The 24,478-nt window shown below is 68.8% G+C and carries 25 protein-coding genes and 1 riboswitch; of the genes, 13 read left to right on the top strand and 12 right to left on the bottom strand.

Annotated elements, in window-relative coordinates:
* Positions 1-42: 42 nt before the first annotated feature.
* A complete protein-coding gene (locus AB0I34_RS10975; RefSeq protein ID WP_360443001.1) occupies positions 43-828 on the top strand; it encodes a hypothetical protein in 786 nt (261 codons plus the stop codon).
* Positions 829-850: 22 nt separating this feature from the next.
* Here the strand turns inward: AB0I34_RS10975 and AB0I34_RS10970 are convergent, their stop codons facing one another.
* From AB0I34_RS10970 to AB0I34_RS10950, 5 genes are all read right to left on the bottom strand, one after another.
* Positions 851-1,312, bottom strand: a complete 462-nt coding sequence (locus AB0I34_RS10970; RefSeq protein ID WP_360442998.1) for a VOC family protein — start codon at positions 1,310-1,312, stop codon at positions 851-853.
* Complete coding sequence (locus tag AB0I34_RS10965; protein ID WP_360442995.1) at positions 1,309-2,097, bottom strand: class I SAM-dependent methyltransferase; 789 nt, start codon at positions 2,095-2,097, stop codon at positions 1,309-1,311. The genes AB0I34_RS10970 and AB0I34_RS10965 overlap by 4 nt, the downstream gene beginning before the upstream one ends.
* Before the next feature lie 77 nt (positions 2,098-2,174).
* Complete coding sequence (locus AB0I34_RS10960) at positions 2,175-3,443, bottom strand: alpha/beta hydrolase (RefSeq protein ID WP_360442992.1); 1,269 nt, start codon at positions 3,441-3,443, stop codon at positions 2,175-2,177.
* 171 nt (positions 3,444-3,614) lie between these two features.
* Positions 3,615-6,356 carry an AAA family ATPase gene (locus AB0I34_RS10955; protein ID WP_360442989.1) on the bottom strand — a complete coding sequence of 914 codons (2,742 nt, stop codon included), beginning with the start codon at positions 6,354-6,356 and terminating at the stop codon, positions 3,615-3,617.
* A 41-nt stretch (positions 6,357-6,397) separates the two neighbouring features.
* Positions 6,398-7,150, bottom strand: coding sequence for a DinB family protein (locus AB0I34_RS10950; RefSeq protein ID WP_360442986.1), 753 nt, complete (start codon positions 7,148-7,150; stop codon positions 6,398-6,400).
* A 76-nt stretch (positions 7,151-7,226) separates the two neighbouring features.
* Here AB0I34_RS10950 and AB0I34_RS10945 point away from each other — a divergent pair, with 76 nt between their 5' ends.
* Entirely contained in the window at positions 7,227-8,630 is a 1,404-nt protein-coding gene (locus tag AB0I34_RS10945) for a PLP-dependent aminotransferase family protein (RefSeq protein ID WP_360442983.1), read from the top strand.
* Between the two features lie 95 nt (positions 8,631-8,725).
* Positions 8,726-9,220, top strand: a complete 495-nt coding sequence (locus AB0I34_RS10940; protein ID WP_360442980.1) for a hypothetical protein — start codon at positions 8,726-8,728, stop codon at positions 9,218-9,220.
* A gap of 83 nt (positions 9,221-9,303) precedes the next feature.
* On the opposite strand, the gene AB0I34_RS10935 is transcribed toward AB0I34_RS10940, so the two are convergent.
* Positions 9,304-10,260 carry a DUF5937 family protein gene (locus tag AB0I34_RS10935; protein ID WP_360442977.1) on the bottom strand — a complete coding sequence of 319 codons (957 nt, stop codon included), beginning with the start codon at positions 10,258-10,260 and terminating at the stop codon, positions 9,304-9,306.
* Positions 10,261-10,334: 74 nt separating this feature from the next.
* Here AB0I34_RS10935 and AB0I34_RS10930 point away from each other — a divergent pair, with 74 nt between their 5' ends.
* From AB0I34_RS10930 to AB0I34_RS10915, 4 genes are all read left to right on the top strand, one after another.
* Entirely contained in the window at positions 10,335-11,549 is a 1,215-nt protein-coding gene (locus tag AB0I34_RS10930) for an MFS transporter (RefSeq protein ID WP_360442974.1), read from the top strand.
* Positions 11,546-12,073, top strand: a complete 528-nt coding sequence (locus tag AB0I34_RS10925) for a YceI family protein (RefSeq protein ID WP_360442971.1) — start codon at positions 11,546-11,548, stop codon at positions 12,071-12,073. Before AB0I34_RS10930 ends, AB0I34_RS10925 begins: the two co-directional genes overlap by 4 nt.
* A gap of 35 nt (positions 12,074-12,108) precedes the next feature.
* A riboswitch (TPP riboswitch) is annotated at positions 12,109-12,225 on the top strand.
* Positions 12,216-12,422, top strand: a complete 207-nt coding sequence (gene thiS, locus AB0I34_RS10920) for a sulfur carrier protein ThiS (protein WP_360442968.1) — start codon at positions 12,216-12,218, stop codon at positions 12,420-12,422. (Overlaps the previous riboswitch by 10 nt.)
* Before the next feature lies 1 nt (position 12,423).
* The gene (locus AB0I34_RS10915) at positions 12,424-13,200 is read left to right on the top strand and encodes a thiazole synthase (protein WP_360442965.1); all 777 of its coding nucleotides are present in this window, start codon (positions 12,424-12,426) and stop codon (positions 13,198-13,200) included.
* Here the strand turns inward: AB0I34_RS10915 and AB0I34_RS10910 are convergent.
* Entirely contained in the window at positions 13,197-15,077 is a 1,881-nt protein-coding gene (locus AB0I34_RS10910; RefSeq protein WP_360442962.1) for a DUF6807 family protein, read from the bottom strand. The genes AB0I34_RS10915 and AB0I34_RS10910 overlap by 4 nt on opposite strands.
* Before the next feature lie 121 nt (positions 15,078-15,198).
* Here AB0I34_RS10910 and AB0I34_RS10905 point away from each other — a divergent pair, with 121 nt between their 5' ends.
* Both AB0I34_RS10905 and AB0I34_RS10900 read left to right on the top strand, forming a co-directional pair.
* On the top strand, positions 15,199-16,230 hold the full coding sequence (locus tag AB0I34_RS10905; protein WP_360442959.1) for a hypothetical protein: 1,032 nt from the start codon (positions 15,199-15,201) through the stop codon (positions 16,228-16,230).
* Between the two features lie 29 nt (positions 16,231-16,259).
* Positions 16,260-16,649 carry a RidA family protein gene (locus AB0I34_RS10900; protein ID WP_131511000.1) on the top strand — a complete coding sequence of 130 codons (390 nt, stop codon included), beginning with the start codon at positions 16,260-16,262 and terminating at the stop codon, positions 16,647-16,649.
* 23 nt (positions 16,650-16,672) lie between these two features.
* Here AB0I34_RS10900 and AB0I34_RS10895 read toward each other — a convergent pair whose 3' ends face one another.
* Both AB0I34_RS10895 and AB0I34_RS10890 read right to left on the bottom strand, forming a co-directional pair.
* Positions 16,673-17,545 carry a serine hydrolase gene (locus tag AB0I34_RS10895; protein ID WP_360442956.1) on the bottom strand — a complete coding sequence of 291 codons (873 nt, stop codon included), beginning with the start codon at positions 17,543-17,545 and terminating at the stop codon, positions 16,673-16,675.
* A complete protein-coding gene (locus AB0I34_RS10890; RefSeq protein ID WP_360442953.1) occupies positions 17,542-18,423 on the bottom strand; it encodes a LysR family transcriptional regulator in 882 nt (293 codons plus the stop codon). Before AB0I34_RS10890 ends, AB0I34_RS10895 begins: the two co-directional genes overlap by 4 nt.
* A gap of 117 nt (positions 18,424-18,540) precedes the next feature.
* On the opposite strand from AB0I34_RS10890, the gene AB0I34_RS10885 reads away from it, so the two are divergent.
* Positions 18,541-19,467, top strand: coding sequence for an MBL fold metallo-hydrolase (locus AB0I34_RS10885; protein ID WP_360442950.1), 927 nt, complete (start codon positions 18,541-18,543; stop codon positions 19,465-19,467).
* Here AB0I34_RS10885 and AB0I34_RS10880 read toward each other — a convergent pair.
* Together AB0I34_RS10880 and AB0I34_RS10875 are read right to left on the bottom strand one after the other, a co-directional pair.
* Positions 19,457-20,206 (bottom strand): GNAT family N-acetyltransferase, encoded by a 750-nt coding sequence (locus AB0I34_RS10880; protein WP_360442947.1) that lies wholly within the window; start codon positions 20,204-20,206, stop codon positions 19,457-19,459. The genes AB0I34_RS10885 and AB0I34_RS10880 overlap by 11 nt on opposite strands.
* Positions 20,207-20,258: 52 nt before the next feature.
* Positions 20,259-21,668, bottom strand: coding sequence for a PLP-dependent aminotransferase family protein (locus AB0I34_RS10875; protein ID WP_360442944.1), 1,410 nt, complete (start codon positions 21,666-21,668; stop codon positions 20,259-20,261).
* Positions 21,669-21,742: 74 nt separating this feature from the next.
* Between AB0I34_RS10875 and AB0I34_RS10870 the strand changes: the two genes are divergently transcribed.
* The 3 genes from AB0I34_RS10870 to AB0I34_RS10860 are packed head-to-tail and all read left to right on the top strand — an operon-like array spanning position 21,743 to position 23,919.
* Positions 21,743-23,029, top strand: a complete 1,287-nt coding sequence (locus tag AB0I34_RS10870) for an FAD-binding oxidoreductase (RefSeq protein ID WP_360442941.1) — start codon at positions 21,743-21,745, stop codon at positions 23,027-23,029.
* A gap of 16 nt (positions 23,030-23,045) precedes the next feature.
* Positions 23,046-23,411, top strand: a complete 366-nt coding sequence (locus AB0I34_RS10865) for a DUF1622 domain-containing protein (RefSeq protein WP_360442938.1) — start codon at positions 23,046-23,048, stop codon at positions 23,409-23,411.
* Positions 23,412-23,418: 7 nt separating this feature from the next.
* Positions 23,419-23,919: a tetratricopeptide repeat protein gene (locus AB0I34_RS10860; RefSeq protein ID WP_360442935.1), complete on the top strand. Its 501-nt coding sequence runs from the start codon at positions 23,419-23,421 to the stop codon at positions 23,917-23,919.
* 6 nt (positions 23,920-23,925) lie between these two features.
* Here the strand turns inward: AB0I34_RS10860 and AB0I34_RS10855 are convergent, their stop codons facing one another.
* Complete coding sequence (locus tag AB0I34_RS10855) at positions 23,926-24,393, bottom strand: rhodanese-like domain-containing protein (RefSeq protein ID WP_360442932.1); 468 nt, start codon at positions 24,391-24,393, stop codon at positions 23,926-23,928.
* Between the last annotated feature and the right edge of the window lie 85 nt (positions 24,394-24,478).

Genomic DNA, 24,478 nt, shown 5'->3' with positions numbered 1-24,478 from the left:
AAGGCGCGCGTCCAGCGAGGCCGCCTTGTTTTGGGGGTACGGATGTTCTTCACCCTTCCCAGCGCGCTGCTCGCTCTCATCCTGTTCCTGATCGTGCTGGGATCATGCGCCATCGGTGTGCTCGTAGGGCGACGGTTGCGCGGTCACGAGACCTGGCGAGAGCCGATCGGAGTCACACAGGCGGCACTGCTCGGGTTCGTCGCGCTCATCCTCGCCTTCGGACTGACGATGGCGGTAAGCCGCTACGAGACCCGGCGGGTCGAACTGGTCACCGAGACGAACGCGATCGGCACCACCTACCTGCGGGCACAGACCTTGTCAGAGCCCGTCCGCAGCCAATCACTGGAACTGCTCAAGCGCTACACCGACCTGGAGATCCGCCTGTCGACCGCCCGGCCGGGCTCTGCCGAGGCCCGACGCGTCGTCGCCGACGGCGGGGCCATCCAGCGTCAACTGTGGGCACTGGCCGACGACGCGCTGCGAGACGCCCCCGTCGCGAGCGCCCCACGCCTGTACGTCGACAGCCTGAACTCGATGATCGACAGCCAAACCTCACGCGTCGCAGCACTCGGCAACCGCGTCCCCACCTCGGTCCTGATACTCGAGGTCGTCGGCGCATCAGTAGCACTCGGACTACTCGGCCTCTACCTCACCGTGCTCGGCCGTGGCCTGCTACCCATCATGCTCGCCGCCGTCTTCGTCTCGCTCCTGCTGCTGGTTTCCTTCGACCTCGACCGACCCACCCGCGGCATCATCACCGTCCCCTACACACCACTGACAGAACTACGAGCCTCGATGGACCTGCCGCCGGCGGCCGGGGGCGGTTAGGAGCGTGTCGCCGTTGGCTGGATCAGTCGAGGCAGAATTCGTTGCCTTCGGGGTCGGTCATGGTGATGGTGCCGAGGGCCAGTGGTGGCTGGGGGTCGAAGCGGCGTACTCGGTGGGCTCCCAGGGCGACCAGGCGGGTGCATTCGGACTCCAGGGCTGCCATCCGTTCGTCGCCCTCGAGACCGGGGGCCGCGCGGACGTCGAGGTGGACGCGATTCTTGGCGACCTTGTCCTCGGGCACCTGCTGGAAGAACAACCGTGGACCGTCACCATCCGGGTCTTCGAGGGCCGAACGCGTGTTGCGCTGATCCACCGGTACGCCGACGCGCTCGAGGAACTCGTCCCACGCCGCCAGCGGGTCGGCTCCGTCGGGCAGTTCGACACCGGGCGGGCCGGGGTGAACGTAACCCAGCACGTCGCGCCAGAAGAACGACAGCGCCCGCGGATCGTGGGCGTCGAAGGTGACCTGGAATTCGCGGCTCATCGGCCTGCTCCTTCTGTCGCGGTTCTCATCTCCCCACTCTGACGCACCTGACGGACAGTTGCCGTCCGCGCGAGATGGATGGTCAGGTCGGCGGCGATCTCGACCGTCTCTGGCAGGACCTGCAGGATGTGGCGAAAGGCCTGCTCCCGGACTGCGGCCGGCAATTCCAGGTACGCCGAGATCGTCGACAGGAGGCCGACGTAGTCGCGCGCACTCATCGTCCAGCGTCGCTCGATCACCAGCTGCTGAACGTCGGTGAACCACTCGGACCGTTGGAGCTCCGTACCCGGCCACTGCATGGCATGCTCCGGCGGCGTTCCATCGGGAGACGGGATGTCGTCGCTGTCCAAGAACGGCGCCCGAGCCGCGCGAACCGCCTCCTCCACCGCCGGATCAGCCAGCCCGACCGGTCCACCGAACGACGCGAAGACGCCACCCGGCTCCAAAAGCGCGGCCATCCGCGACCACCGGCCCTCCGGGTTCGTCCAGTGCAGCGCCGCGGCCGCATAGACCAACTCGTAGCGCTCGCCTGGTCGCAGGTCCTCGAATGCGGCTCGCAGTGGCGTGACGTTCGCCGGCACATGCTTACGCAACTCGGCGAGCATGGCATTGTCGGGCTCGGTCGCGGTGACCGCGACCCCTCGTTCGGCGAACAGGCGGGTTGCTTTGCCGGTCCCAGCACCAATCTCGAGGGCAGTCCGGACCGGCTGACCGGCGTACGTCATCACCTGGTCGAAAAGCTCGGCGGGATATCCCGGCCGGAACCGTTCGTACGCTTCCGCCATTGCTCCGAAGCTCAACGCGCGACCAGACATGCCGAGCATCCTGGCACGAGCGTCCTGACAATTCATGATCATTTCGCTCACCTGGCGCCGCGGACCGATGAGACGACTTCGAGGATCGCTTGTGTCGTGCTGGCGGCGTACTGTTCGTCCGCGACCAGTGCCTCGTGGGTAGCACCATCGATGACGCGGTGCACGCTTTTGGTCGACAAGGTGGCCAGGTGGTCCTGTGCTGCTAACCAGGCGGCATCGGATCCGGTACCGGCGGTCAGGACGACCAAGGGCTTGCGAGCAAAGTCACGCAGAGATGCTGCCTGCCGCACCGAGGCAGCCGCCTGCACGTACTCGTCGATCGTGCTGCGAAGAGTGCCTTCGGTCGCGCCGCTGGCGCGTACCTCGTCCCGGGAACGCGGCGGAAGGCTGCCGAAGGAACCCTGGCCGTACAAGCGGGCAAGACCAACTCGAGCCGAGACCGAGACCAGTGCGGAGACACGACCCATCACGTTCCCGGACGATGCTGCCCGAGGTTTCGCCGCCGTCGCGGGTGCGGTGGAGTCGACCAGCACCATTCCGGAGACGTCAGCGGGGTAGCGAGCAGCGAAGGTGAGCACGTACAGGCCGCCGAACGAATGGCCCGCCAGCACGTAGGGACCTGGGACGTGTCCACGCTGAAGCAACGTGTGCAGGTCGGTCGCTACCTGCAAGCCGTCCTGGGGCGCGTCAGCAGGCTCGCTCCACCCACGGCCCGCACGGTCGTAGACGCAGACCCGCGTATCACGTGCGACCGCCGGCGCGATCCACCCGAGATTCGAAGACATCTCGCCACCGCCCGCTTCGAGCACGACCGTGGGAGTGCCCGAGCCGGTGCAGCTCAGGTGCAGGCTGTGTCCGCCCACGTCGATCAACTGACCGGGGATCGGGTACGCCGTGGCATCCGTGGCTTCCCGCAGCGTCTCGTAGCCGCCGCCGATCGAGGCAAGAGCCAGCATCGCGATCACGGGGTAGAGCAGCCAGCGTCTGGTCGGGCTACGAAGCTGTCGACGGATGCGAACGATCATCCAGACCGCCAACGCCAACAGCGCGGGAGGCCAGATCCAGCGAAGTACGTCGTACGCCGCGGAGCCGAACGTGACGAGGACGAGACCACCCAGTCCCATGAACAGTGCGGGAGCCGCGGCCCAGCGTTGTGGCTGATCGGTGAAGCGCACCGACAGCACGGCCAATGCGGCCCAGCCGAGTGCGAATCCGCACAGGACTGCGCCGGTGACCTCGCTTTGCTCCGACGCGACGAATGGCGCAGCGACGAGGAGTAGGGCAGCGAGGAGTCCGCCGGCCAACGAGCCGGCCACGATCCGACCAATGCTTGCCCTTCGCCTGCGAGGGCCGGTGGACTGTGACGCCGGGTGATGCGGGTGGTGGGTCTGTGTAGTCATGATGTCGGGCTCCTGAGTGAGGTTCGGTGGTGTCTCCACCGTCCTCGTCAGGCCAGGGCCTCGCGCCGGCCAAATGACCGGGTTCGATCAACTCAGCCCGAGTTGAGCAAGCTCTCCGCGCGAGCTGACCCCCACTTTGGCGAAGACGTTCCGCAGGTGGAACGCCACTGTGCGTGGGGAGACCCAACACTGGGCGGCGACGTCCTTGTTCGACAGTCCCGAGCTGACCAGTTGGGCGATCTTCGTCTCCATCGGTGTGAGCCGCAGCAGTGTGGATGGATCACGCTTGCGAGCGGTCTCCCCCGACGCCCGCAGCTCCTGCGCGGCGCGGGCGGCCAGCGGCTGCGCGCCCAGGTCGGTGAAGGTTTCCAACGCGGACCGCAGGTGGTTGCGTGCGTCGACGCGACGATTGGTGCGACGCAGGAACTCGCCGTACAGCAGGTGTGTTCTGGCCTGGTCGTAGGGCCGGACCGCATGCCGGTAGTGGCCCAGGGCTTGCTCGTAAAGCTCTGCCGCCGGTACGGCGTCCGCGCAGAGCGCCCGCCCGAGGTCCACAGCGGCCTGTGCCCAGAGACGGTGTGTCGCGGTGGCGAACGGCGCGAGTTCGTCCACCCATGCCCGTGCGAGCACAGGATCGCCAGCTCGCGCCGCCGCTCCGACGCGGTCCACCGCGGCCATCCGCTGGAGCACCGGTAGACGCATCGCGCCCAACTGGTGCAGTGCCGCGGCAGAGTCTCCCTCGGCAGTGGCCCTGGTGCCCTTGGCCCAACGCATGAGGTCGTGCACGGGGTCGGTAAGGATCCCCAACGAGTGCGCCGCGACCACTGCGTCGAGTTGTGCGAGGTGGTGGTCGTAGTCCTCAGTGCCGGCCAACGCAGCGAGCAGGGTCAGCCACGCCAGCGGTGCGGCAGTCAGCGTAGGTTGGCCGACACCGCGCGCCAAGGTGAGTGCTTCGTCGACAGAGCTGCGCAGCGCAGCCCATTGGCCGGCGAGGAGTTGGGCGAACGCGAGCCGTTCCAGCCCGTAGATCACCGCCATGCCCGCACCGCTTTCGCGAGCGCTGGACACCATGGTTGCGTAGAAGAAATGCGCTGCCTCGTCGTCGCCGAGGCTGAGGGCGGTGTTGCCGAGGTTGCCCAGTACGTCGAGGTCTTCGATCTGGCGCCCAGCCTGCGCGGCCCGATCGAGGTTAGCCGCCGCCCCCGACCAATCACCGGCAGCCGAGGCGCTGAGGGCGCCAAGGAGTAGTTGCAGGCACCGAGTGCGCGGCAGGTCAGCCGACGTTTCGGTCAGCAAGCGGGTTTCGGTGCCGTCGGCAAGGGTTGCCCCGCTGTCCCCGCCGTACGCGCGCGTAAGTGCGGCGGCGACCGCCATCTCCAAGGCCCTGCTCGGGTCCAGGTCCACGGCGGCGCGCGCTGCCTGGACAAAGATGCGATGCGCATCGCTCGCAGAACCCATATTGACCTCGATGCGCGCTCGCAGCCGATCGATGTCGGCTCGCAGCAAACCGTCGCCAGCGAACTGCCGGGCCGAGGCAGACAGCGCCCGGGCACGAACCGCCTGTCCGGAGGCCCACGCATTGCGGGCGGCCGCGAACAAGCGCGTCGCGTGCGCCGACCCGTCGACCGTCAACGCGGCAGCTCGCTCGAACGCGGCAGCAGCCGCGACGTACCCGCCACGCTGCTCAGCGCGGCTCCCGACCTCGTACAGAGCCTCGGCCAGCGCTTCGTCAGGCCCTTCGGCCGCCGCGGCAGCATGCCAGGTCGCTCGGTCGGGGTCATCGTTGCGCAGCGCATCCGACAGTGCCAGGTGCGCACGGCGGCACGCGAAGCTGGTGGCCGCCTGGTACACCGCGGAGCGAATCAGCGGGTGCCGCACGGCAACGGCGTCACCGCTGACTGTCAGCAGACCGGCCACCTCGGCGTCCTCCCACGCGTCGATCTGCGCACCCAGACGGCTCGCCGCTGCCCGCACGGTGTCAGCCCGGCCGGTGTCGTCTGCTGCCGCCACCAACAGCAGAGTCTGTACGTCGTTGCTCAGGCGGCGGCACCGGTCGAGGAAGGCGCGCTCCAGGCCCGCGGTCAGCGTCACTCGCCGCGGCATCGGCGCGGCGCCGTACAACTGGGCCGGACTCAGAGTCGTTGGCAGCTCCAACAACGCGAGCGGGTTCCCGCCGCTGTCGCGAACCAGCCGATCGGCGACCTCGTCTGGCAGAATGTCCTGCCTGCGCTGGTCCAGCAGTTGACGGGCTGCGCCCTCCTCGAGACCACCGAGCTCGAGCACGGACAGGCCCTGCGGACTGAAATCCGCGTCGCCGGCGGTGTGGCGGGCAGCGAACACCATCACGACCGGGTCAGCGTCCAGCTGACGGGCCGCGAACAACATCGCGTCCGCCGACGCGGAATCGAGCCACTGCGCGTCGTCGATCACGCACAGGAGAGTGCCACCCTCGGCTGCGTCGGTCAGGACTGACAGAGTCGCCATCCCGACCAGGAACGGTTCGACCGACGACCCGTCTTCAAGCCCGAACGCCATCCGCAACGCACGTGCCTGAGGAACCGGTAGCCGCTCGTAATCGACCACAGGACGCAGCAATCGGTGCAACGCGGCGAACGGCATCGGCGACTCGGATTCCACACCGGTGGTACGCAGCACCCGTAGCGTGTCAGTATCCGGAACCGCCCGCTGCGCCAAGACGAGATCCTGCATCAGGGCGGACTTGCCGACCCCCGGCTCCCCCAACACAACCAGGACCCCTGCGCGTCCCGCCCGCGCCCGCTCCACGAGCGTTGCAAGCTCGGCTCGCTCCCGCTCGCGGCCGTACAGCACCTGCTCACGGTACTACCGCGTCTGAACAGCCAGCGGCTCCCTCAGGCGCCGGCCTCGATCGTGTTGAGGTCGCGGACGGCGTAGCGGTGGTGTTCCCATTCCTCTTGGAGGATTACGTGCAGGCAGGAGAGGACGGTCTCGGGGTATTCGGGGGCGTGCGGGTTCTTGCGCGCTTCCGCCAGCGAGTCCGGTGTCACCGCGGCCACGAAGTCGCGCACCATCGCGACGTGGCCCGCTCGGACCTCGAGGACCTCGGAGTACGTCGGTTCGGTCGTAGTGAGGGCCGACGTGTCCTCGCCATCGTTCTTGGTGGCGGTGTCCATCTGACCGATGGGGTGGAACGGCTGTTCGAGCTCGAGGATCGCCCGGCCGAGCCACACGTCGGTGGCGTGGACCAGGTGGCGGAGCGTCTGGGCGAAGGACCACTCGCCGTCCACCGCCTCGTCGACCGTGCCGGCCGGCATCGCCGCGGCGCGGTCGAGGGTGGCTGCCCAGGTGCGCTCGAGTGCGGCCCAGGCCTCGCGCAGACCGTCCGGATCCTCGGCACGCCGGAGCTCGCGGCCGGGGAAGCGACGGTCGAGCTCGGCCTCGACGTACGGGATCACGTCGACACCGTTGACGCGGAAGAAGCTCTCACCGTCGGCGAGCCACGGCGCGTCGATGTCCGCCTTCCCCACGTCCACACCGCGCATCACGACACCGGCCAGGTCAGACTCCACGAACCGCGCGCCGTGCAGATCCGCCCCGACGAACTTCGCGCCCCTCAGGTCGTCGGACTGGGTGAAGGTTGCCATGAGGTCTCCTCGTCGAGCGCCTGCTGCCGGTGGCGAGAGGTTAGCCGTTGAGCCGGGCAATGGCGAGAATGCGGACATGGATCTGCATCTGCATTTGGGCGGAGGGGGCGGATTGGCCGAGCAGATCTATGCGCAGTTGCACGAACGGATCAGGACCGACGCCTTGCCGGCGGGGACTGTGTTGCCGTCGTCGCGGGACCTCGCGGAGCGGTTGTCGGTGTCGCGGGCGACGGTGGTTGCGGCGTACGAGCGGCTCGCCGCGCATGGCTTGATCCGCTCGCGGGCCGGGATCGGAACGTTCGTCACCGGGGAACGTGTCCCAGCCACACCTGCGCCACCCGCGTCTCCGCTGCGGCCACGGGCGCTCTGGAGCGCCGAGCAGTTCGCCGTACCGGATCTCACCGTGGATGCCGAGTTCGACTTCGCGCCTGGTATCCCCGGGCGGAGCCAGTTCCCGTTCGCGCGGTGGCGAGCGTTGATCAATGATCAGCTGCGCACTCGGACCGACGTGAACTACGCCGACCCGGCGGGCTCGGCCCGGCTGCGTGATGCGCTCGCGCGACATCTGGTCGTCAGCCGCGGTGTCCGGATCGCACCGGAGCAACTGGTCATCACGACAGGTGCGCAGCAGGCGTTCGACATCGCCGCGCGCATCCTGCTCGAGCCAGGCGACACGGTGGCCATCGAGGATCCCGGCTACCTGCCGGCGTACCGCGGATTCCTCGCGCATGGAGCGCGTGTCGTCGGGGTGCCCGTCGACAGCGAGGGGCTGGTTGTCGATCGGCTCCCGGCCGAGACACGGTTGGTGTACGTGACGCCGTCGCACCAGTTTCCGCTCGGCATGCCGCTGTCCGAGGCACGCCGTACTGCGCTGCTCGCATGGGCTGCCGAGCATGATGCGGCGATCGTCGAGGACGACTACGACTCGGAGTTCCGCTTCACCGGACGTCCGCTCACTCCCCTGCAGGCAACCGACGCGGAGGGTCGCGTCCTGTACGTCGGTTCCTTCTCCAAGACTCTGTTGCCGGCACTCCGGGTCGGGTTCCTCGGCGTACCGGGCACGCTGGGTGAAGCCGCCCGCCGCGCGAAGTTCGTCGCCGACTACGGCACCGCCGGTCACGTGCAGGCGGCGCTCGCAGCCTTCATCGAGGAGGGCGACCTGGCCCACTACATCCGGCGGATGCGGCGCTCGTACGAACGACTTCACGACCTGCTGACCGGAACTCTGCGCGAGGACTTCGCCGATGTCCTCGAGCCGATCGAGTCCAGCGGCGGGACGCACATGGCCGCGTTGCTGACCTCCGGACAACCGAGTGACACCGTGCTCGCCGCCCGCGCCCTCACCGCGGGAGTGAACCTCGGGACGATCTCGCGCTGGGGCATCGATCGTCCCGGACCGAACGGTTTCGTCTTCGGGTACGGCGCTGTCCCGGCCGACCGGATCCCGGAGGCGCTGGCCGCGCTGCGCCGCGTTATCTGATCGAGATTGGACTGGCGCAGAACAGCTCGAATCGGCCCCGCCACCGGACCGGCACCGTTCCTAGGCTGCCGCGGACATCCATCACAGGAGGCCTGATGAGATCCCTGCGCATCGCCGCTATCGCCATCGCCTGTGCCGGCGTCATCGCCGGCACATCCCTGGCCAACGCGTCACCCCGTTGCGAGCAGGTCGAGGCGACGATCTACGACAAGGTCGTCGACGTGGGTTGCCCGCCGCCGACCCAGGTGTGCGTGGCCGGCTTCGTCCGCGGAAAGCACGGCTTCGACGGGACGACCGTGTTCATCCTCGGCTCCCGCGGCGAGCCGCCGGCGACGGCACCCGACCAGCGTCCGGTCACCGGCGCGCTCACCTACACCTTCGAGGACGGGGCGACGCTCACCGCACTCGAGACGAGCATCGGAAACGTCAACACAACCACCGGCTCCGGTCACGCCGGCGGCACCCAGCAGTTCACCGGCGGCACCGGCCGCTACGAAGGCGCGACCGGCTACGCCTACCTCGGCCAGCACTGGGAGGTGGACCACTTCGTCACCCAGATCAAGGGCGAGGTCTGCCGCTCGAAGCGATAGCCGGTCCAGTGGCGGGTTGTTTCACCGCTGGCGCGCAACAACCCGCCAGCCGGCACACAACCCGCCACCGTCACCTGACCGGGTCAGTCGGCTTCGGTGCCGGTGAGGAGGGCGGCCAGTTGGGTGGGTTTGTAGAGGACCTGTTTGCCGGTGCGTTGGGGTTCGACCAGGCCGGTACGGCGCAGGAGCTGGAGCTGCTGGCTGACCGCGGAGGGAGTGACCTTGAGTTCGGCCGCGACGTCGGTGGTGGTGCGCGGGTGGGTGAGGAGTTCGAGGATGCGGGCTCGGGCGGTGCCGATGAGTTGGGCCAGGTCGCGGCGTGACGGTGGGTCGACGACCGACCAGAGGGTGGCCTGGCCGCGGGGCGGGTAGCCGAGGATCGGTTCGGCGCCGACGTCCATCGGGATCACGGCGTGCGGGCCGAAGAGGGTCGGCTGGAGGACGAGGCCACGGCCGTCGACACTTTCGGTGCGGCTGACCTCGCTCACGCGGTCGACGCGAAGCAGGCCGTCGCCGTAGCTGATGGCCGGCCCGAGTTCGTTCAGCATCACGCCCGTGCCTCGCTGGGTGACGACATGCCCGCGATAGCTGATGTCGGCGGTCAGCAGCGTGCGCATCCGATTCCAGTACGGCGCTATCGCGGTCTGCCAGTACGCGCGGAGAGCGTCGACCACCTTCGTCACGCCGTCGGGCCCGGCCAGCTCGGCGGGAACCTCACCGTTCACCGCGACGAGCTGGCGTTCAAAGGTCTCGCGGTCGACCGAGGCGATGAGGTCGAGCTCGTCGCCGATCTGGGTGAGCGGTGACGTCGGACGCGGGGTCAGGAAGTCCGGACTGCCCATTGTGTCGTTGACCAACCGGCGCAGCACGCTGAAGTCCAACGACCCGACCAGTGGCTGAACCGCCCGGACCCAGGGCAGCTGAAGCGGGAACCGTCCCGGGTCCTGCAACGCCCGCAGCGACAGCACAGTCTCGGCCGCCGGCGAGACCGCGAACCGGACATCCTCAAGGTCCCGCGAGGTCAACTCATACGTGAGCACGCCTGCCCCCTTGTCGATGTAGCCCAATCCTAAATCGTTCGCAGGCCGCCGCGACGCCCCGCGACAGTCGGGGAATGAGTATCGAGATTGCCGTCGACGCGCGACCGCGCACGACGTTGCTCGGCGTACTGGCCGTGTGCTCGGCGGTCGGCGTCGGGACTGTCTACTTCCCGCAGGCGCTACTGCCATCCGTCGCAGCGTCGCTGCACGTACCGCTGTCGGACGCGGCGCTGGTCGTGACCGCGCCGCAGGCCGGGTACGCCGCTGGCATCCTGACCGTCGTACCGCTGGGTGACACAGGGGCGCAGCGGCGGCTGCTGACCATCTTGTTCGCCGGTGTCGCGGTCTTTGCGATCGCGGCCGCGGCGGCACCGTCGTTGCCGGTCCTGGTGATCGCGTCGTTCCTGATGGGCTGTGCGACGGTGGCATCACCGGTGATCGGTCCGTACGTCGCGGGCATGACCGGTTCGCGGCGATTGGGCAGCGTCAACAGCATCCTGCTCAGCGTGGGCGTCCCCGGGATGATCCTGTCGCGCGCGATCGCCGGGTTCCTGGGCGAGGAGTACTCATGGCGGTACGCCTACCTGGGTGCCGCCGTACTGGCGCTGGTGTGCGCCGCCGTAGCGTGGACTCGGCTGCCCGTGCCGGTGCAGGTCGAGCCGGCGGAGTTCCCGCAGTACCTGCGCCGGCCCTTCGACCAACTGAGGTTGCGCAGCGGTCTGCGTCGATCGGCGTTCTACCAGGCCTGCACGTTCGCGGGCTTCACCGGCACCTGGGCGACTCTGGTCCTCGTCCTGCAGGATTCCTTCGGCCTCGGAGCCGGCGCACTCGGCTGGATCAGCCTGGTCGCGATCGCCACCATGGCCGTCGTCCCGTGGACCGGTCGCATCGTCGATCGCCGTACGCCGGATGCCGTGACGGCCTGGATCCTGGCCGGAACTGTTCTCGCCGCCGTACTCATGCTGGGTGCGTACGCCGGTGGTGCGCTGGGACTCACGCTCCTCGTGGCCGGCGTACTCGTCCTCGATGTGTCGATGCAGTCGGGGATGGTCGCGAACGTCACGCGGATCTACCAACTCGACCCCGGCCGGCGCAGCGCGATGAACACGGCGTACATGGTCTGCGCCTACTCCGCCGGCAGCCTCGGCTCCTGGACCGCCGTACGCCTCTACCACGCCCTCGGCTGGTGGACGGTTCCTACCTTCGTCGCCGCCCTCGCGAGCCTCGCCCTTCTCCGCCTGGTCCTGAAGCCTGACAGTTCGGATGGCGGTCTCGTCGTACATGCATGACTACGACGACGATGTTGAGGGAATTGACTGGGGAGTACGCGGTGGATGCGGCGCGGTCGAGGTTGGGGTTTACGGCGCGGCACACGGTTGGACCTCGGGTTCCTGGGGAGTTCGAGGTGTTCAGTGGGGTGCTTCGGCTGGATGGGGAGGATCCGGGCCGGTCCACGGCGGATCTGACGATTCAGGCGGACAGCATCCAGACCGGCGACCGGCGGCGGGACGCCGCGCTGCGTGAGCATTTCCTCGACGCGGAGACGTATCCGTCGATCAGGTTCAGGTCCACGAAGGTGAGCCAGACCGGTGTGACGACGTTCACGGTGACGGGGAATCTCACGATCCGTGGCGCCACGCGGCCGGTCGTCGTACCGCTGGAACTGACAGGTACCGATGATGGGGTCGCCTTCACCGGATCGCTTCCGCTGCTGCGCAAGCGCTGGTCGGTGAGCTGGAACGCGGCCGTCAACCTCATGGTCGCCCAGAAACTGGACCTCCACCTGGAGCTCACGGCCAATCGCATCGCCTGAGACTGGGTTGTCTCGATCGCCTCTGGTGGTTAGTGTCGGACTGCCGCGGGAGCTCGCACCGGAGCGGGCTGAGAGGGCGACTGTGTACGGCGTCGCCGACCGCTGAACCTGAATCGGGTAATTCCGGCGTAGGGAGGAAGCGATGCAGGAATCCGTCTGGGTGAACGGTACAGAGACCACGGTCGCACCGGGGAAGTCCGTTGCCGACCTGATCCAGGAGTACTCCGACCGCACCACCGGGATCGCGGTCGCGGTCAACCAGACCGTGCTCACGCGCAGCGAGTGGGCCGGTACCACGCTCAAGCCGGGCGACCGGGTCGAGATCGTCAGCGCGGTCCAGGGAGGCTGACATGGACGACCCATTGGAGCTCGGCGGGCGGACGTACACCTCGCGTCTCATCATGGGTACGGGCGGTTCGGCCAACCTGGAAGTGATGGAGGAGGCATTGATTGCCTCCGGCACCCAACTCACCACGGTCGCGATGCGCCGGCTCGGCACCGGCCACGAGGGCTCGGTCCTCGACGTACTGGCGAAGCACGGTATCGAGGTGCTGCCCAATACGGCCGGTTGTCACACCGCCGCGGAGGCGGTGCTCACCGCGCGGATGGCCCGGGAGGCCTTGCAGACCGACCTGATCAAGGTCGAGGTCGTTGCCGACGACCACTTGCTGATGCCCGACCCGGTCGAGTTGCTCGATGCCGTGGACACCTTGGTAGCCGACGGCTTCACCGTGCTCCCGTACACGAACGACGACCCGATCCTCGCACGCCGCCTCGAGCAGGCTGGGTGTGCGGCGGTGATGCCGTTGGCGGCGCCCATCGGTTCCGCGCTCGGGATCCGCAATCCCCACAACCTCGCGCTGATCGCCGAGGCCGCGAACGTCCCGGTGATCGTCGACGCCGGAATCGGTACGGCGAGCGACGCGGCGCTGGCGATGGAGCTCGGGTGTGACGCGGTCATGCTCGCCACCCCGGTCACGCGCGCGGAGAGGCCTGCCTTGATGGCGGCCGCGATGCGCGACGCGGTCGCCGCCGGCCGCGCCGCCCGCCTGGCCGGCCGGGTCCCCCGCCGCTGGCACTCCGCCCTCGCCTCCTCCCCAGCGACGGGCATCGCATCCTTCGGCTAAAGCAGGCGACCCATCAGCGTGCGGGCTTGGGACAAGTCCAGCGGGTGGTCGAGGAGCAGTGCGCTCAGGGAGAACGAGACCGCCTGCTCTGGCCGCAGGTCCAGGGGGCCGTCCCAAGCAAGGGCAGGACCGGCACCGACGTAGTCCTCGGAGCGTAGGAACCACGGCCGGACATCACCCGGCTGGAACAGAAGCAGCGTGGTGAAAGCGTCGGCACGTTGCTGGATGAAGGCCAGCCAGCGGCTGGTCGATCCGTAGGCGGCGTCGCTCCCCTCGCCGGAATCGCTGAGGACAGTTGTGGTTTCGACCGTTGGAAGGCGCCAGAAGATCCCGCCGTACCCGGCGCCGGCGCGGCCTGTGGTGGCCGGGCTGTCGATGCGCACCGGGCCGTAGCGGGCGGTGAAGACGCTCTCCCAGTCGAGGCGCCAACCGCCTTCGGCCAGCGCTCCGCGGAGTAGCCTGCGCTCCGCGAGTTGGGGCCGGCCCTGTTCGTCGTACCAGGTGACTTCGTCGGTCAGGGTGTTGCCGTCGACGGTGACGCCACGGCTGCGTTGCTGACCGTGGTTCGGGAGCAGCGTCGGTCCGCGATCCGGGAGGAAGGTCCGTCCGCCCCAATGCGACGTACCGTTGACTCCGGCAACGGCCAGCGAGACACCGTAGTGGTGCCGGTGATCGACCGGGCTTACCTCGGTGAGCGGGTGACCGCCGAGCGTCCGCACGGGATGCAGGTACGGCCGAGGCGAATGCACCTGCGGCATTCGCCGCCCGAACTCGTAATGCGCGAGCGGCAAGGAATCGCCGCCGAGCACGAACCTGTCCCCCTGCTGCTGCCACCCGACCCGCTCACCCGGAGCATCCCCGGTCAGCTGCGTTGCCTGCGGCACCGGACCCGTGCTCGCCCGCACCGCCAGCCGAAGATCCGGTACGCCGTCCACTTCGGCATCCGCACCGGAGATCGCGGCGTACAACCGACGCCAGGCCAGCTCCCCCAGCTCCTGCTGCGGGACCCGCACAGTCGTCAGCGAAGGTACGGCGAACCGCGACAACCCGATGTCGTCCATCCCGGCGACCGACACATCGGCCGGTACGGCGACGCCCACTTCGTTGAGCCGGGCAAGCAACCCGAACGCGACCAGATCGTTGAACGCGACAACGGCCGTCACGCGGGACTCCAGCACCCGCTCGACCGCGGCGTACCCGTCCTCGATCGACCAGCCGCAGTCCAGCCGGACGAGCTCGAGATCCGGGATCTCCCGCTGCGCGATGTCCAGCGACCGCAGCCGGGCCTGGTTGGACGCACTGGCCGGCGGACCGGCCAGGAACGCGAGCCGGCGGTGCCCGAGACCGACCAGGTGGTTCACCACGATCCGCACCGCGCGGCCGTAGTCGACCGCGACGCTGGCAACCTCCGGCGGGCCTGGCCGGTTGATCAGAATCACCGGCTGGACCTGCGGCAGCAGTTCGAGCAAGCTCTCCTCGTCGAGCCGCGGCGAGACCATGATCAACGCATCGCAGCGTCGGCGCGCCGCCAGCGCGATCCCCGCCTCGGCGGCCGGGTCCTCGTCGGTCTCGGCGACCAGCACCCGGTAGCCGGCCGCGGCCGAGGCGTTCGTGATGCCGCGCAGGACCTGCTGGAACAGCGGGTTGGCCAGATCCGGGACCACCAGCGCGACCATGTCGGTGCGGCCGAGCGACAAGCTGCGGGCCAGATCGCTGGGCCGGTAGTTCAACCGGTCGGCGGCCGCGCGAACGCGTTCGGCGATGTCCGGAGCGACGGTCAGGCGCCCGTTCATCACCCGCGAGACGGTCGCCCGGGACACCTCCGCCGCCCGCGCGACATCGGCGATCGTGATCGAGTCCTTCGGTGTCCTGCCCATGCGCCGTCTTCCGTTCGTACCCAGCCCGGTTGGGAAACCGCCTTCCGAAGCCTATTCGAGCCTCGGCCACTGTGTTACCTTCTCAGGAAAGAAACCGGTTTCTCAACCCCTGTGAGGTGGCGTGAGACCCAGCGCACTGGGCGGGTACGACGACTGGCCGGACTTCGTCCGGGACACCCTGCCACTGACCGGGGACGAACTGACCACCAAGGTCGCCGGACTGCTCGGCGTACCGGAGCCCGGCGCCGCGCCCGCCGTGCGCACCGTGGACGAGTGGCAGGCGGATGGCATCCACACCAGTGAACTCGAGTGGACCATACCGTTCGGACCGCCGACGCGTGCGTGGCTGCTCCGGCCGGCCGGGCGAGCGCCGCGGGCGGGCCTGCTCGGCCTGCACTGCCATGCCGGGGTGAAGTCGATCGGTGCCGAGCGGCTGGTCGACGTACCGCGGCCCAGCCGGGTTGCGGTCAGGGTCCGCGAGGACCTGTACGAGGGCCAAGCCGCCGCCGGTGTGCTCGCCCGCGCGGGCTTCGTGGTCCTGTGTCATGACACCTTCGCCTGGGGTTCCCGCCGCTTCGAGCTCCCGGCCGAGGACGACGAGTCGTACGACGTCGCCGCGGCCGTTCACGAGCACACGGTGGCGAAGGCGGCCGGGATTCTCGGTACGTCGCTGGCCGGCATGGTCGCGTACGACGACCTGACCGCGCTGAGTGTGTTGCGCGGAATCGAAAGCGTGGAAAAGGTCGGCGTCTTCGGCCTGTCCGGCGGTGGTGGCCGCGCCGCGATCCTCACCGCGCTAGATCCCGGCATCGAGGCGTCGGCCGTGGTCTGCATGATGACGACCTTCGCCGGGCTCATTCCGTCGTACGTCGACGCCCACTCGTGGCTGTTCTCGACTCCCGGTCTGGCCCGGCATCTCGATCACCCGACGCTCGCCGCCGGCCGCGCCCGCCACCAGCAACTCGTCGTGTACGCCGAGGACGACGAGCTGTTCAGCCCGGCCGGCATGCACGACGCCGACCGTGAACTCACCGAACACTTCCACTACGGCCCCGGCAGCTACGAAGGCGTCTGGCTTCCTGGCCGGCACCGCTTCGACGCCGGGATGCAGCGACTCGTCGGCGACTTCCTCACCAAGGCGTTGTATACCTGAGTGCGGACGACCCGACTCTGGAGGAACTCTTGAGCAAGCTCTCACACCCGCAACCGGAAGGTGTTGCCCCAGGCAACGGTTACAGCCATGTCGTGACCGGCCCCGGACAATGGGTGGCGATCGCCGGGCAGGTCGCACTGGACGCCGACGGCGCGTTCGTCGGCGTCGGCGACCCGGCCGCCCAGGCCCGGCAGGTGTTCGCGAACCTGGACGCGTGTCTGAAGGCCGCCGGTGCCACCTTCGCCGACGTGGTCAAGCTGAACTTCTTCGTCACCGACATCGCCTACCTGCCGGCGATCCGCGCCGCCCGCGACGCGTACGTCGACACCACCAACCCGCCCGCGAGCACGGCCGTCCAGGTCGTCGCACTCTTCAGCCCCGACGCCCTGCTCGAGGTCGAGGCCTACGCGATCGTCTAGTGTCCTGAGTCCGACTCAGGGCACTAACGCAACAGGTCGACGGCGACGCGCGCGGCCTCGCCGATCGCGGCGTCGACCCTGGGCTGGCGGAAGTCGCCGCGAGCAGCGAGCGTGAACACGGCGATCGCAAAGGCAGCGCCGCCCGGCAGCGTCACGACCCCAACCTCATGCCGCAAGGCACCGAACGTCCCGGTCTTCCCCGCGACGCGTACGCCGTCGTGCGGGAAGCCGGACGCCAGCCGGTGCATGAACAGTTGCCGATGCATCGTCGCCCGGACGAACGCCGTCTGCTCCTCCGAGAGCAACTCCCCCGTCCACAACCGGCGCAGCAGTGTCGTCAGGTCGCGCGGGCTGCTGGCGGACGCATTTGCCGCTTCGTACACGCCAGCCGGATCGGTCCGATCGTTGTCGGCCAGTACGGCGAGTGCCGCATCCGGGTCGTCCACGCCGGTCCGGCGCTGCAGGTCGCGCAGGTTGCCCGCGGTCCCCCGTCGTACCCGGGTTCGTTTCAAACCGAAGGACTCCAGTAGCTCCGCCAGCCGTTGCAAACCGACCACGTCCAGCAACGCATCCGCGGAGGCGTTGTCGGACACGGTCATCATCGACACCGCCAGGTCCCGCAGCGACATGGTCACCGGGTCCGCCAGGATCGACACCCCGGTCGGTCCGGCCGTCCGCGTCGACGGGTCCAGTGTCAGCTGCCGCCGCGGATCGACCTCGCCCAGATCGACCAGCCGGCAGAAGCCCGCCAGCAACGGCACCTTGTAGACCGACGCCATCGGTACGACGGTGTCCGCGTCGACCTCGACCGTCGAATCCGGCGAGTCGAGCGCGACCGCATGCATCCAGCCGCGAACGCCGGCGTCCTCGAAGACCGCGCGGATCCGGGCGCTCATGACGCCACCATCGCATCGGTCAACTGAGCCATCACATCCGCCGGGCGCAGGAACGGCGTACGCGTCCTGGACCACACCAGGCGCAGTCGCACCGGCAGTGGATTGTCGACAATGCGATGCCTGCCGACTCCAGGCGCCGTCAGCGAAGGATCGGCGGTCACCACGATCGCCTGGCCCGCAGCCGCCATCGCAAGCCCGGCCCGCTCGTCGGTGACCACGACCGTGCCGCCGTCCGGCCGATGCAGCGCAAGCGTGTCCAGGAACAGATCCCGAGCCGCCGGCGCCTCGGCCCGCGGCCGGACGGCGATCGGCACCCCGGTCAACCGCCGGAGCGCGACCTCCTCCCCGTCGTTCGCACCAAGTGCCTTCGGTGCGAGTGCCCACGTCGGCAGCAACGTCACCGGCCCAGCCTCGAGCCCGTCGAGTACGGCGGGATGCAGTACGGCGGCCAACGTCAACCGACCCGCGGACACCTGACCTACGAGCGAACTGGTCGGCGCAGAAACCACAGTCACCCGGCTCCCCGGAATCGCGGCACCACAAGCCGCGGCCACTGCCGCACCGGCCGACGGCGGGACCTCCGGCGCCAGCCCGAGCCGGATCTCGGGACCTTCTGGATCACGCGACACTGCGGCCTGACGCAGTTCCTCGATCGAGGTCAGGGCGCGGCGAGCGTACGGCAGCAACGAAGCGCCGGCCGGCGTCAGTTCGACCCGGCCCTGCCCGCGCTCGAACAGCTTCGCGCCGACCAGCGCCTCCAGCCGGCGCAGCCCCTGCGACAGCGGCGGCTGGGTGATGCCGACCACCCGGGCGGCGTCGCCGAAGTGGTGCTCCTCGGCCAGCGCGATGAAGATCTGCAGATGCCGTTCGGTCAGCATTGACGCGGCTGACCTGCGGCGATATCTCCAGACAATCGATTCATGCGCAAGAGCATATTCGACAGCGTCCATCGCCCTCGCCTTGACTGAAGCCCCAGTACGACGAGAGGAGACAGCGTGAAGGTAAGTCGTCGAGGCATGCTGACCGGCGCGGCCGCGGCCGGAGCCACCGGGGTGATCGGAATGGCTACCCGCAGCGAAGCGGCACCGACAGCGAGCGCACCCACGGACCGGACGCCGGTCGAGTTCACCTGGCTCGGCACCCACGCGTGGCAGATCCGGTGCGGCGAGCACATCGTGCTGACCGATCCGTGGCTGACCCGCTTCGAGACCGGGACGTTCACAACCGACGGCGTGAACCCCAAGACCAGACTGGTGATCGACGAGGCCGTGATCGATCGCCACCTCACCGCGGCCGACGCGATCCTCGTGCACCACGGGCACTACGACCACATGGCCGACGTACCGTACGTCGCGCGGAAGACACAGGCGACGGTCCTCGGCACCCAGTCGCACGTCAACCTGCTGCGGGCGATGCGGACGCCGAAGGACCTGCTGTCACCCGTGCGCGGCGGTGAGTACCTGGCCTTCGACGGCTTCACCATCGAGGTCTTCCCGTCGCTGCACTCGTGCGGCGGGAAGCGGCACGACTACGCCTTCGCGGGCTACCGCCTCGACGCCGTACCGCCCCGGCCGCGGGTGATCGAGGACCTGGTCGAGGGCGGCACGCTCGCGTACGTGATCACGATCGGCGGCCTACGCATCCTCAGTCTGAGTACGGCGAACTTCGATCCGAACGCACTGCGCGATCTGGAGGTCGATGTGGTCCTCGCCGCACCAGGCGGCGAGCCCGGCATCACCGACCGACTGCTCCGGACGATCAAACCGGTGCGCACGGTGCTGGCGACCCACTGGGACGACTTCGGCAAGCCGATCGATCAGCCGGCCGTGCCGTGGACCGACCTCACCCCGCTGCGCTCCTCGGTCGAGCGCACGGGGGCGAAGTTCGTCGTACTGGAGTTGCTGGCGAAGGTCACGCTCTGACGCGGTAGTGGTACTGCGAGACCGTCCGGAAACCGAGGCGGTCATAGAGGGCACGGGCCGGGGTGTTGGCCTCGACGACGCACAGGAAGACGCGCTCGACACCCCTGCTCGTTGCCTCCTGCAACAACGCGCGGATGACGGTTCGGGCCAGGCCCTGGCGCCGGAAGCCTTCGTCGACGGCCAGGCAGTAGAGGCCGGCCCAGTCGTCGACGAGCGCGAGCCGGCCGATCGCCTTGGCGTCCTCGGCCGCACCGGGCAGGACGGCGTAGAGCGCACGGCCGCGCTCGAGGATCTGCTGGGCCGACGCCTGCTCGGCCGGACCGCCGCCGCGACCGTCGACAGCCCACCAGCACTTCATCCAGCGATCACTGGGAACCGAGGAAATATTCACGTCGGCGTCCGACTCGGGGAGCTTGGCAAGGACGTCGGCGATCTCGGCGCACTGCACGAGCGTCGGGTTGCGTACCTCGTAGCCGCGCGCCTCGAGCTGGGCGTCAAGGTCGGTCGGCTGGGCCGCCGGGCTGATCTGGAACGACGGCGTGATGCTGTGCGCCTGGTACAGGTTTTCCACGTAGTCCAAGGCTTTTCCGAGGTCGAACGGTGCACCCGCGGGCAGCACCGAGTTGGCTCGGAGGGTGACACCGTCGTTGCGTCGGACCAGCCAGCCGTCCAGCTCGGTGCTGTGCGCGGCGGGCCAGCCCTGGTTCATCAGATTGTCGATGCAAGCAGCGGTTATCACCCGTCCGAGCCTAGAACCATTCGGATCAAATTGCAAGGGACTGGAAGTTTATTCATCGACTGCGTAAGGATCCGATCGCGTCCGCGAGCAGGTCGATGCCCTCGACAACAGCCTTCTGGGTCAGCCCGCCGTACCCGAAGACCAGTCCGGCCGGTCCCGGCGACGCGACCCAGTACGGCGTCAGTCCGTAGACGCCGAGACCGCGTTCGAGCGCCGCCGCCTGGACGTCGGCCTCGGTCAGATCCAGTGGCAGCAACGTCATCACATGCAGGCCGGCCGAGATCCCGACCGGCACCAGCTCGGGCAGTCGCGCCGCTAGCCGGTCGACCAGCGTGTCCCGCAGCAACCGGTACCGCGGCCGCATCCGGCGCAGATGCCGATCGAACTCACCGCGAGCCACGAAGTCCGCGAACGCCAACTGGTCGAACACCGGCGAGCCGCGGTCGTCCATCAGCTTCGCCCGCGACATCGGCTCGACCAGCCTGGTCGGCAGGATCAGCCAGCCCAGCCGCAACCCCGGCGCCAGCGTCTTGCTCGCCGTGCCGGCGTACGCGACCCGGTCCGGCGCGAGGCCCTGCATCGCACCGATCGGCTCGCGGTCGTAGCGGTACTCCGCGTCGTAGTCGTCCTCGATGACCAGCCGATCACCCTCGGCGGCCCAGGCCACCAGCGCCGCCCGCGTCTCCGCCGACGCGACCGCGCCGGTCGGGAACTGGTGTGCGGCCGTCACCAGTACGACGTCCGCCCCCGACCGCTCCAGCGCGTCCACATCGATCCCCGACTCCAGCACCGGTACGCCGACCGCCTCGAGACCGGCCGCTCGAGCCACCTCGCGCAGATCGTTGTCGGACGGATCCTCGACCGCCAGACAGCGATAGCCCTGCTCGGCAAGGACCTGCAGGAGCAACCGCGATCCCTGCGCGAAGCCGTTGCAGATCATCATGTGTTCCGGGCGGGCCGCCGTACCGCGGACTCGATTGAGGTAGTCGGCGAGCGCCGTACGCAGCTCGATCGTGCCGCGCCCGTCGAGATAGGCGAGGCTCTGGTACGGCGTCTCGTTCAGGACCCGCCGGATCGAGCGAAGCCACGCGGCGCGCGGGAACTGCGAGACGTCCGGACGGCTGTAACGGAAGTCGATCCGCGGCTCCCCGGCCGGCTTCGCAACCGCGCCGTCCGGCTCGGCGATCTCCACCGGCGCGACCTGCGTGTAGCCTCCGCCCCGGCTGACCAGGTATCCCTCCGCGACCAACTGCTGGTAGGCCTCGACCACGACGCCACGCGACAATCCGAGGTCGTCAGCCAGCGCGCGGGTCGATGGCATCACGGTGTCGGCGCGCAGCAGGCCCTCGCGGATGCGAGCCCGGATCCCGCCTTCGAGCTGCTGATGCAGCGGCACTCCGGCGTCCCGGCGGAGCTCGACCAACAACTCACCGGCGCCTGAACTGGTCCTGATTCGGCTCACGAAACTGGACCTTATCGGAGTACCGCTTCGCTGTCAGGGTGGTGGACACAACCCGCTGCGAAGGAGCCAGAACGATGACCACCCTGCTACGCGCCGGCGACGCCGGCTACGACGAGGCCCGCACCGTCTGGAACGCGATGGTCGACCGTCGCCCCGCCGTGATCGCCCGGTGCCACGACACCGCCGACGTGGTGGCCGCGGTCCGGTTCGCGCGGACGGCCGGACTCGAGATCGGGGTCCGCTGCGGCGGCCACAACATCGCCGGTCTCGCCGTACCGGACGGCGGCCTGATGATCGACCTCACGCCGATGAACGCGGTCCGGATCGATCCGGACCGGCAACTGGCCTGGATCCAGGGTGGCGCCTTGCTGGGCGAGCTGGACCGGGCCGCGCAGGAACACGGTCTGGCGACGACCGCGGGCAACGTCTCGCACACCGGCGTCGGCGGCCTGACCCTCGGCGGCGGGATGGGCTGGCTGGCCCGGCAGTTCGGCCTCGCCTGCGACAACGTGGCGTCGTACGAGGTGGTCACGGCGGACGGCGAGGTGGTTCGCGCGAGTGCCGAGGAGAACCCGGAGCTGTTCTGGGGACTGCGCGGTGGTGGCGGGAACTTCGGGATCGTCACGTCGTTCGAGTTCCGCCTGCACCAGGTCGGGACGCGGGCGTTGGTTGCCGAGTTCACCTATCCGGCGTCGGCAGGTTTCCCTGTACTGCGGGGCTGGCGGGAACTCAACGCGAACGCACCGCGGGAGGCGACGTTCACCGCCAGCATCAAGGCGGACACCGTCACCGTCGGGTACGTGTGGGTCGGGAAAGGCGGCTACAACCTGCTGCCGTCGTTCCGTGCGCTGGGTCCTGTGCTGGATGAGTCCATCGAGGAGATGCCGTACTTGACCTTGCAGAGTCGGGACGACAGCGTGCAGGGACACCGCTACCGCCGCTACTGGAAGGGCCACTACTTCAAGGCGATGCCGGATGACGCGATCCGTGCGTTGCTGCGGACACCTGGTGTGGCTGCGAGCCTGCAGGCGTACGGCGGTGCGATCGCCGACGTACCGGATGACGATGCTGCGTTCAGCCACCGGGACACGCTGTTCGAGTTCGTCACCGCGACGCGATGGGAGGACCCGGCGGAGGACGAGGCACGGATCACCCAGTTGCGCGAGTACGCCGCGACGCTGGCGCCGTACGCGAACGGGGCCTACATGAACACGCTCAACGGCGACCCGATCAGCCGTGCGTTCCCGCCGGCGAAGCTGGCCCGGCTGGTCGCGCTCAAGACGGCGTACGACCCGGACAACGTCTTCCACCTGAACCAGAACATCCGGCCCGGCGAGGCAGCCACCACGGCGGCCGCCTGACTGGTACTTGTGGACGGTGGACTTCGAGGCCGTGTTCGCCGACGTGGCGCGGGTGATCGAGGGCGCCGGCGTGTTCATCATGGCGATCGGCCTCGCGGTCGTCCTGATCCGCTACGTGTACGACGTACTGAAGGGCGGCACGAACACCTACCAGCGCCTGCGCGTCAACCTCGGCCGAGTCATCCTCCTCGGCCTGGAGATCCTGATCGTCGGCGACATCATCCGCTCGATCATCGTCGACACCTCGGCCCAATCCGTCCTCATCCTGGGCCTGATCGTCGTCATCCGCACCGTCCTCAGCTTCGCTCTGGAGGTCGAGATCTCCGGCTCGTGGCCCTGGCAGCAACGCCGCACGCCGGCGGTCCCGCCGGACACGGCATGATGGAGTGGTGACAACAGAACTGACGCCGGAGTTGGCCGCGACGATCGAGGAGGCGTTCGGCCGGCGGGACCGGTCGAACATGCAGCCGACGATCGACTTCTTCGAGCGGTTGCTGACCGAGCATCCGAACAACCCGTACGTGCTGTACGAGGTCGGCGGGTCGTACGACACCGACGGGCAGGAAGCGAAGGCGATCGAGTACTACGAGCGCGCGCTGCCCGGGTTGAGCGGGGAGACGCGACGCAAGTGCCTGCTGCAGTACGGCAGCACGCTGCGCAACCTCGACCGGTTCGACGACTCGCTGGACGTGTTCAAGAAGGCCTGTGCGGAGTTCCCGGAGTCGGACTCGCTGCGGGTGTTCAAGGCACTCACCCTCCACGCGGCCGGACAGAAGGACAAGGCACTGGCGTCCTTGCTGCTCGTCATCGCCGACCGCGTGGACAGCGCGGAGATCAAGCGCTACGAGGCGGCGATCCGAGGCAACGCTGACTACCTGGCCGGTCTCTGAGCCCGGTCAGCAAGCGCAGGCGATCCCGAGCGGCGCGGTGAGCGGATCGGTCGCCCGGCGTTCGATGCCGTCGGCCGTCTCGACCGGCAACCCCTCCCGGGTCCAGTACTCGAACCCGCCGATCATCTCCTTCACCGGATACCCGAGCCTGGCGAACTCCAGCGCCGCCTTGGTCGCCCCGTTGCACCCCGGCCCCCAGCAATACGTCACCACTGTCACACCGTCGGGTACGACGGACGCCGCGCGGGCAGCGATCTCGCGGGTCGGCAGGTGGACCGCGCCGGGCACGTGACCCTGGTCCCAGCTCTCCTGGCTGCGGCTGTCGATCAGGACCCAGCCTGGGGCCCCGGCACCGATGTCCGCGGCCACGTCGGAAACGTCGGCCTCGAACGACAACCGGCCGGCGAAGTGCGCGACGGCGGCGTCGCGCCCGGCAGCGGGCGTCTGCAGAACAACCGAGGTCAGAACGGTCATGGTGGGCTCCTTAACGCTCATGGGAGCCACCAGCGTCAGGCATCCGCGCCACCTCGCGACAGTGGCAGAAATGCCCTGGTACCAC

This window comes from Kribbella sp. NPDC050281 (genome assembly GCF_040655855.1).
Taxonomy (GTDB): domain Bacteria; phylum Actinomycetota; class Actinomycetes; order Propionibacteriales; family Kribbellaceae; genus Kribbella.
This window is presented reverse-complemented; position numbering and strand designations above follow the sequence as displayed.

Bases quoted from the DNA above. Each gene is read 5' to 3' on its own strand.
- AB0I34_RS10915 (WP_360442965.1), top strand. From the start codon at position 12,424: ATGGACGACCCATTGGAGCTCGGCGGGCGGACGTACACCTCGCGTCTC.
- AB0I34_RS10975 (WP_360443001.1), top strand. From the start codon at position 43: ATGTTCTTCACCCTTCCCAGCGCGCTGCTCGCTCTCATCCTGTTCCTG.
- AB0I34_RS10930 (WP_360442974.1), top strand. From the start codon at position 10,335: ATGAGTATCGAGATTGCCGTCGACGCGCGACCGCGCACGACGTTGCTC.
- AB0I34_RS10890 (WP_360442953.1), bottom strand. From the start codon at position 18,423: ATGCTGACCGAACGGCATCTGCAGATCTTCATCGCGCTGGCCGAGGAG.
- AB0I34_RS10945 (WP_360442983.1), top strand. From the start codon at position 7,227: ATGGATCTGCATCTGCATTTGGGCGGAGGGGGCGGATTGGCCGAGCAG.
- AB0I34_RS10950 (WP_360442986.1), bottom strand. From the start codon at position 7,150: ATGGCAACCTTCACCCAGTCCGACGACCTGAGGGGCGCGAAGTTCGTC.
- AB0I34_RS10965 (WP_360442995.1), bottom strand. From the start codon at position 2,097: ATGGCGGAAGCGTACGAACGGTTCCGGCCGGGATATCCCGCCGAGCTT.
- AB0I34_RS10940 (WP_360442980.1), top strand. From the start codon at position 8,726: ATGAGATCCCTGCGCATCGCCGCTATCGCCATCGCCTGTGCCGGCGTC.
- AB0I34_RS10910 (WP_360442962.1), bottom strand. From the start codon at position 15,077: ATGGGCAGGACACCGAAGGACTCGATCACGATCGCCGATGTCGCGCGG.
- AB0I34_RS10895 (WP_360442956.1), bottom strand. From the start codon at position 17,545: ATGAGCGCCCGGATCCGCGCGGTCTTCGAGGACGCCGGCGTTCGCGGC.
- AB0I34_RS10855 (WP_360442932.1), bottom strand. From the start codon at position 24,393: ATGACCGTTCTGACCTCGGTTGTTCTGCAGACGCCCGCTGCCGGGCGC.
- AB0I34_RS10925 (WP_360442971.1), top strand. From the start codon at position 11,546: ATGACTACGACGACGATGTTGAGGGAATTGACTGGGGAGTACGCGGTG.
- thiS (WP_360442968.1), top strand. From the start codon at position 12,216: ATGCAGGAATCCGTCTGGGTGAACGGTACAGAGACCACGGTCGCACCG.
- AB0I34_RS10970 (WP_360442998.1), bottom strand. From the start codon at position 1,312: ATGAGCCGCGAATTCCAGGTCACCTTCGACGCCCACGATCCGCGGGCG.
- AB0I34_RS10870 (WP_360442941.1), top strand. From the start codon at position 21,743: ATGACCACCCTGCTACGCGCCGGCGACGCCGGCTACGACGAGGCCCGC.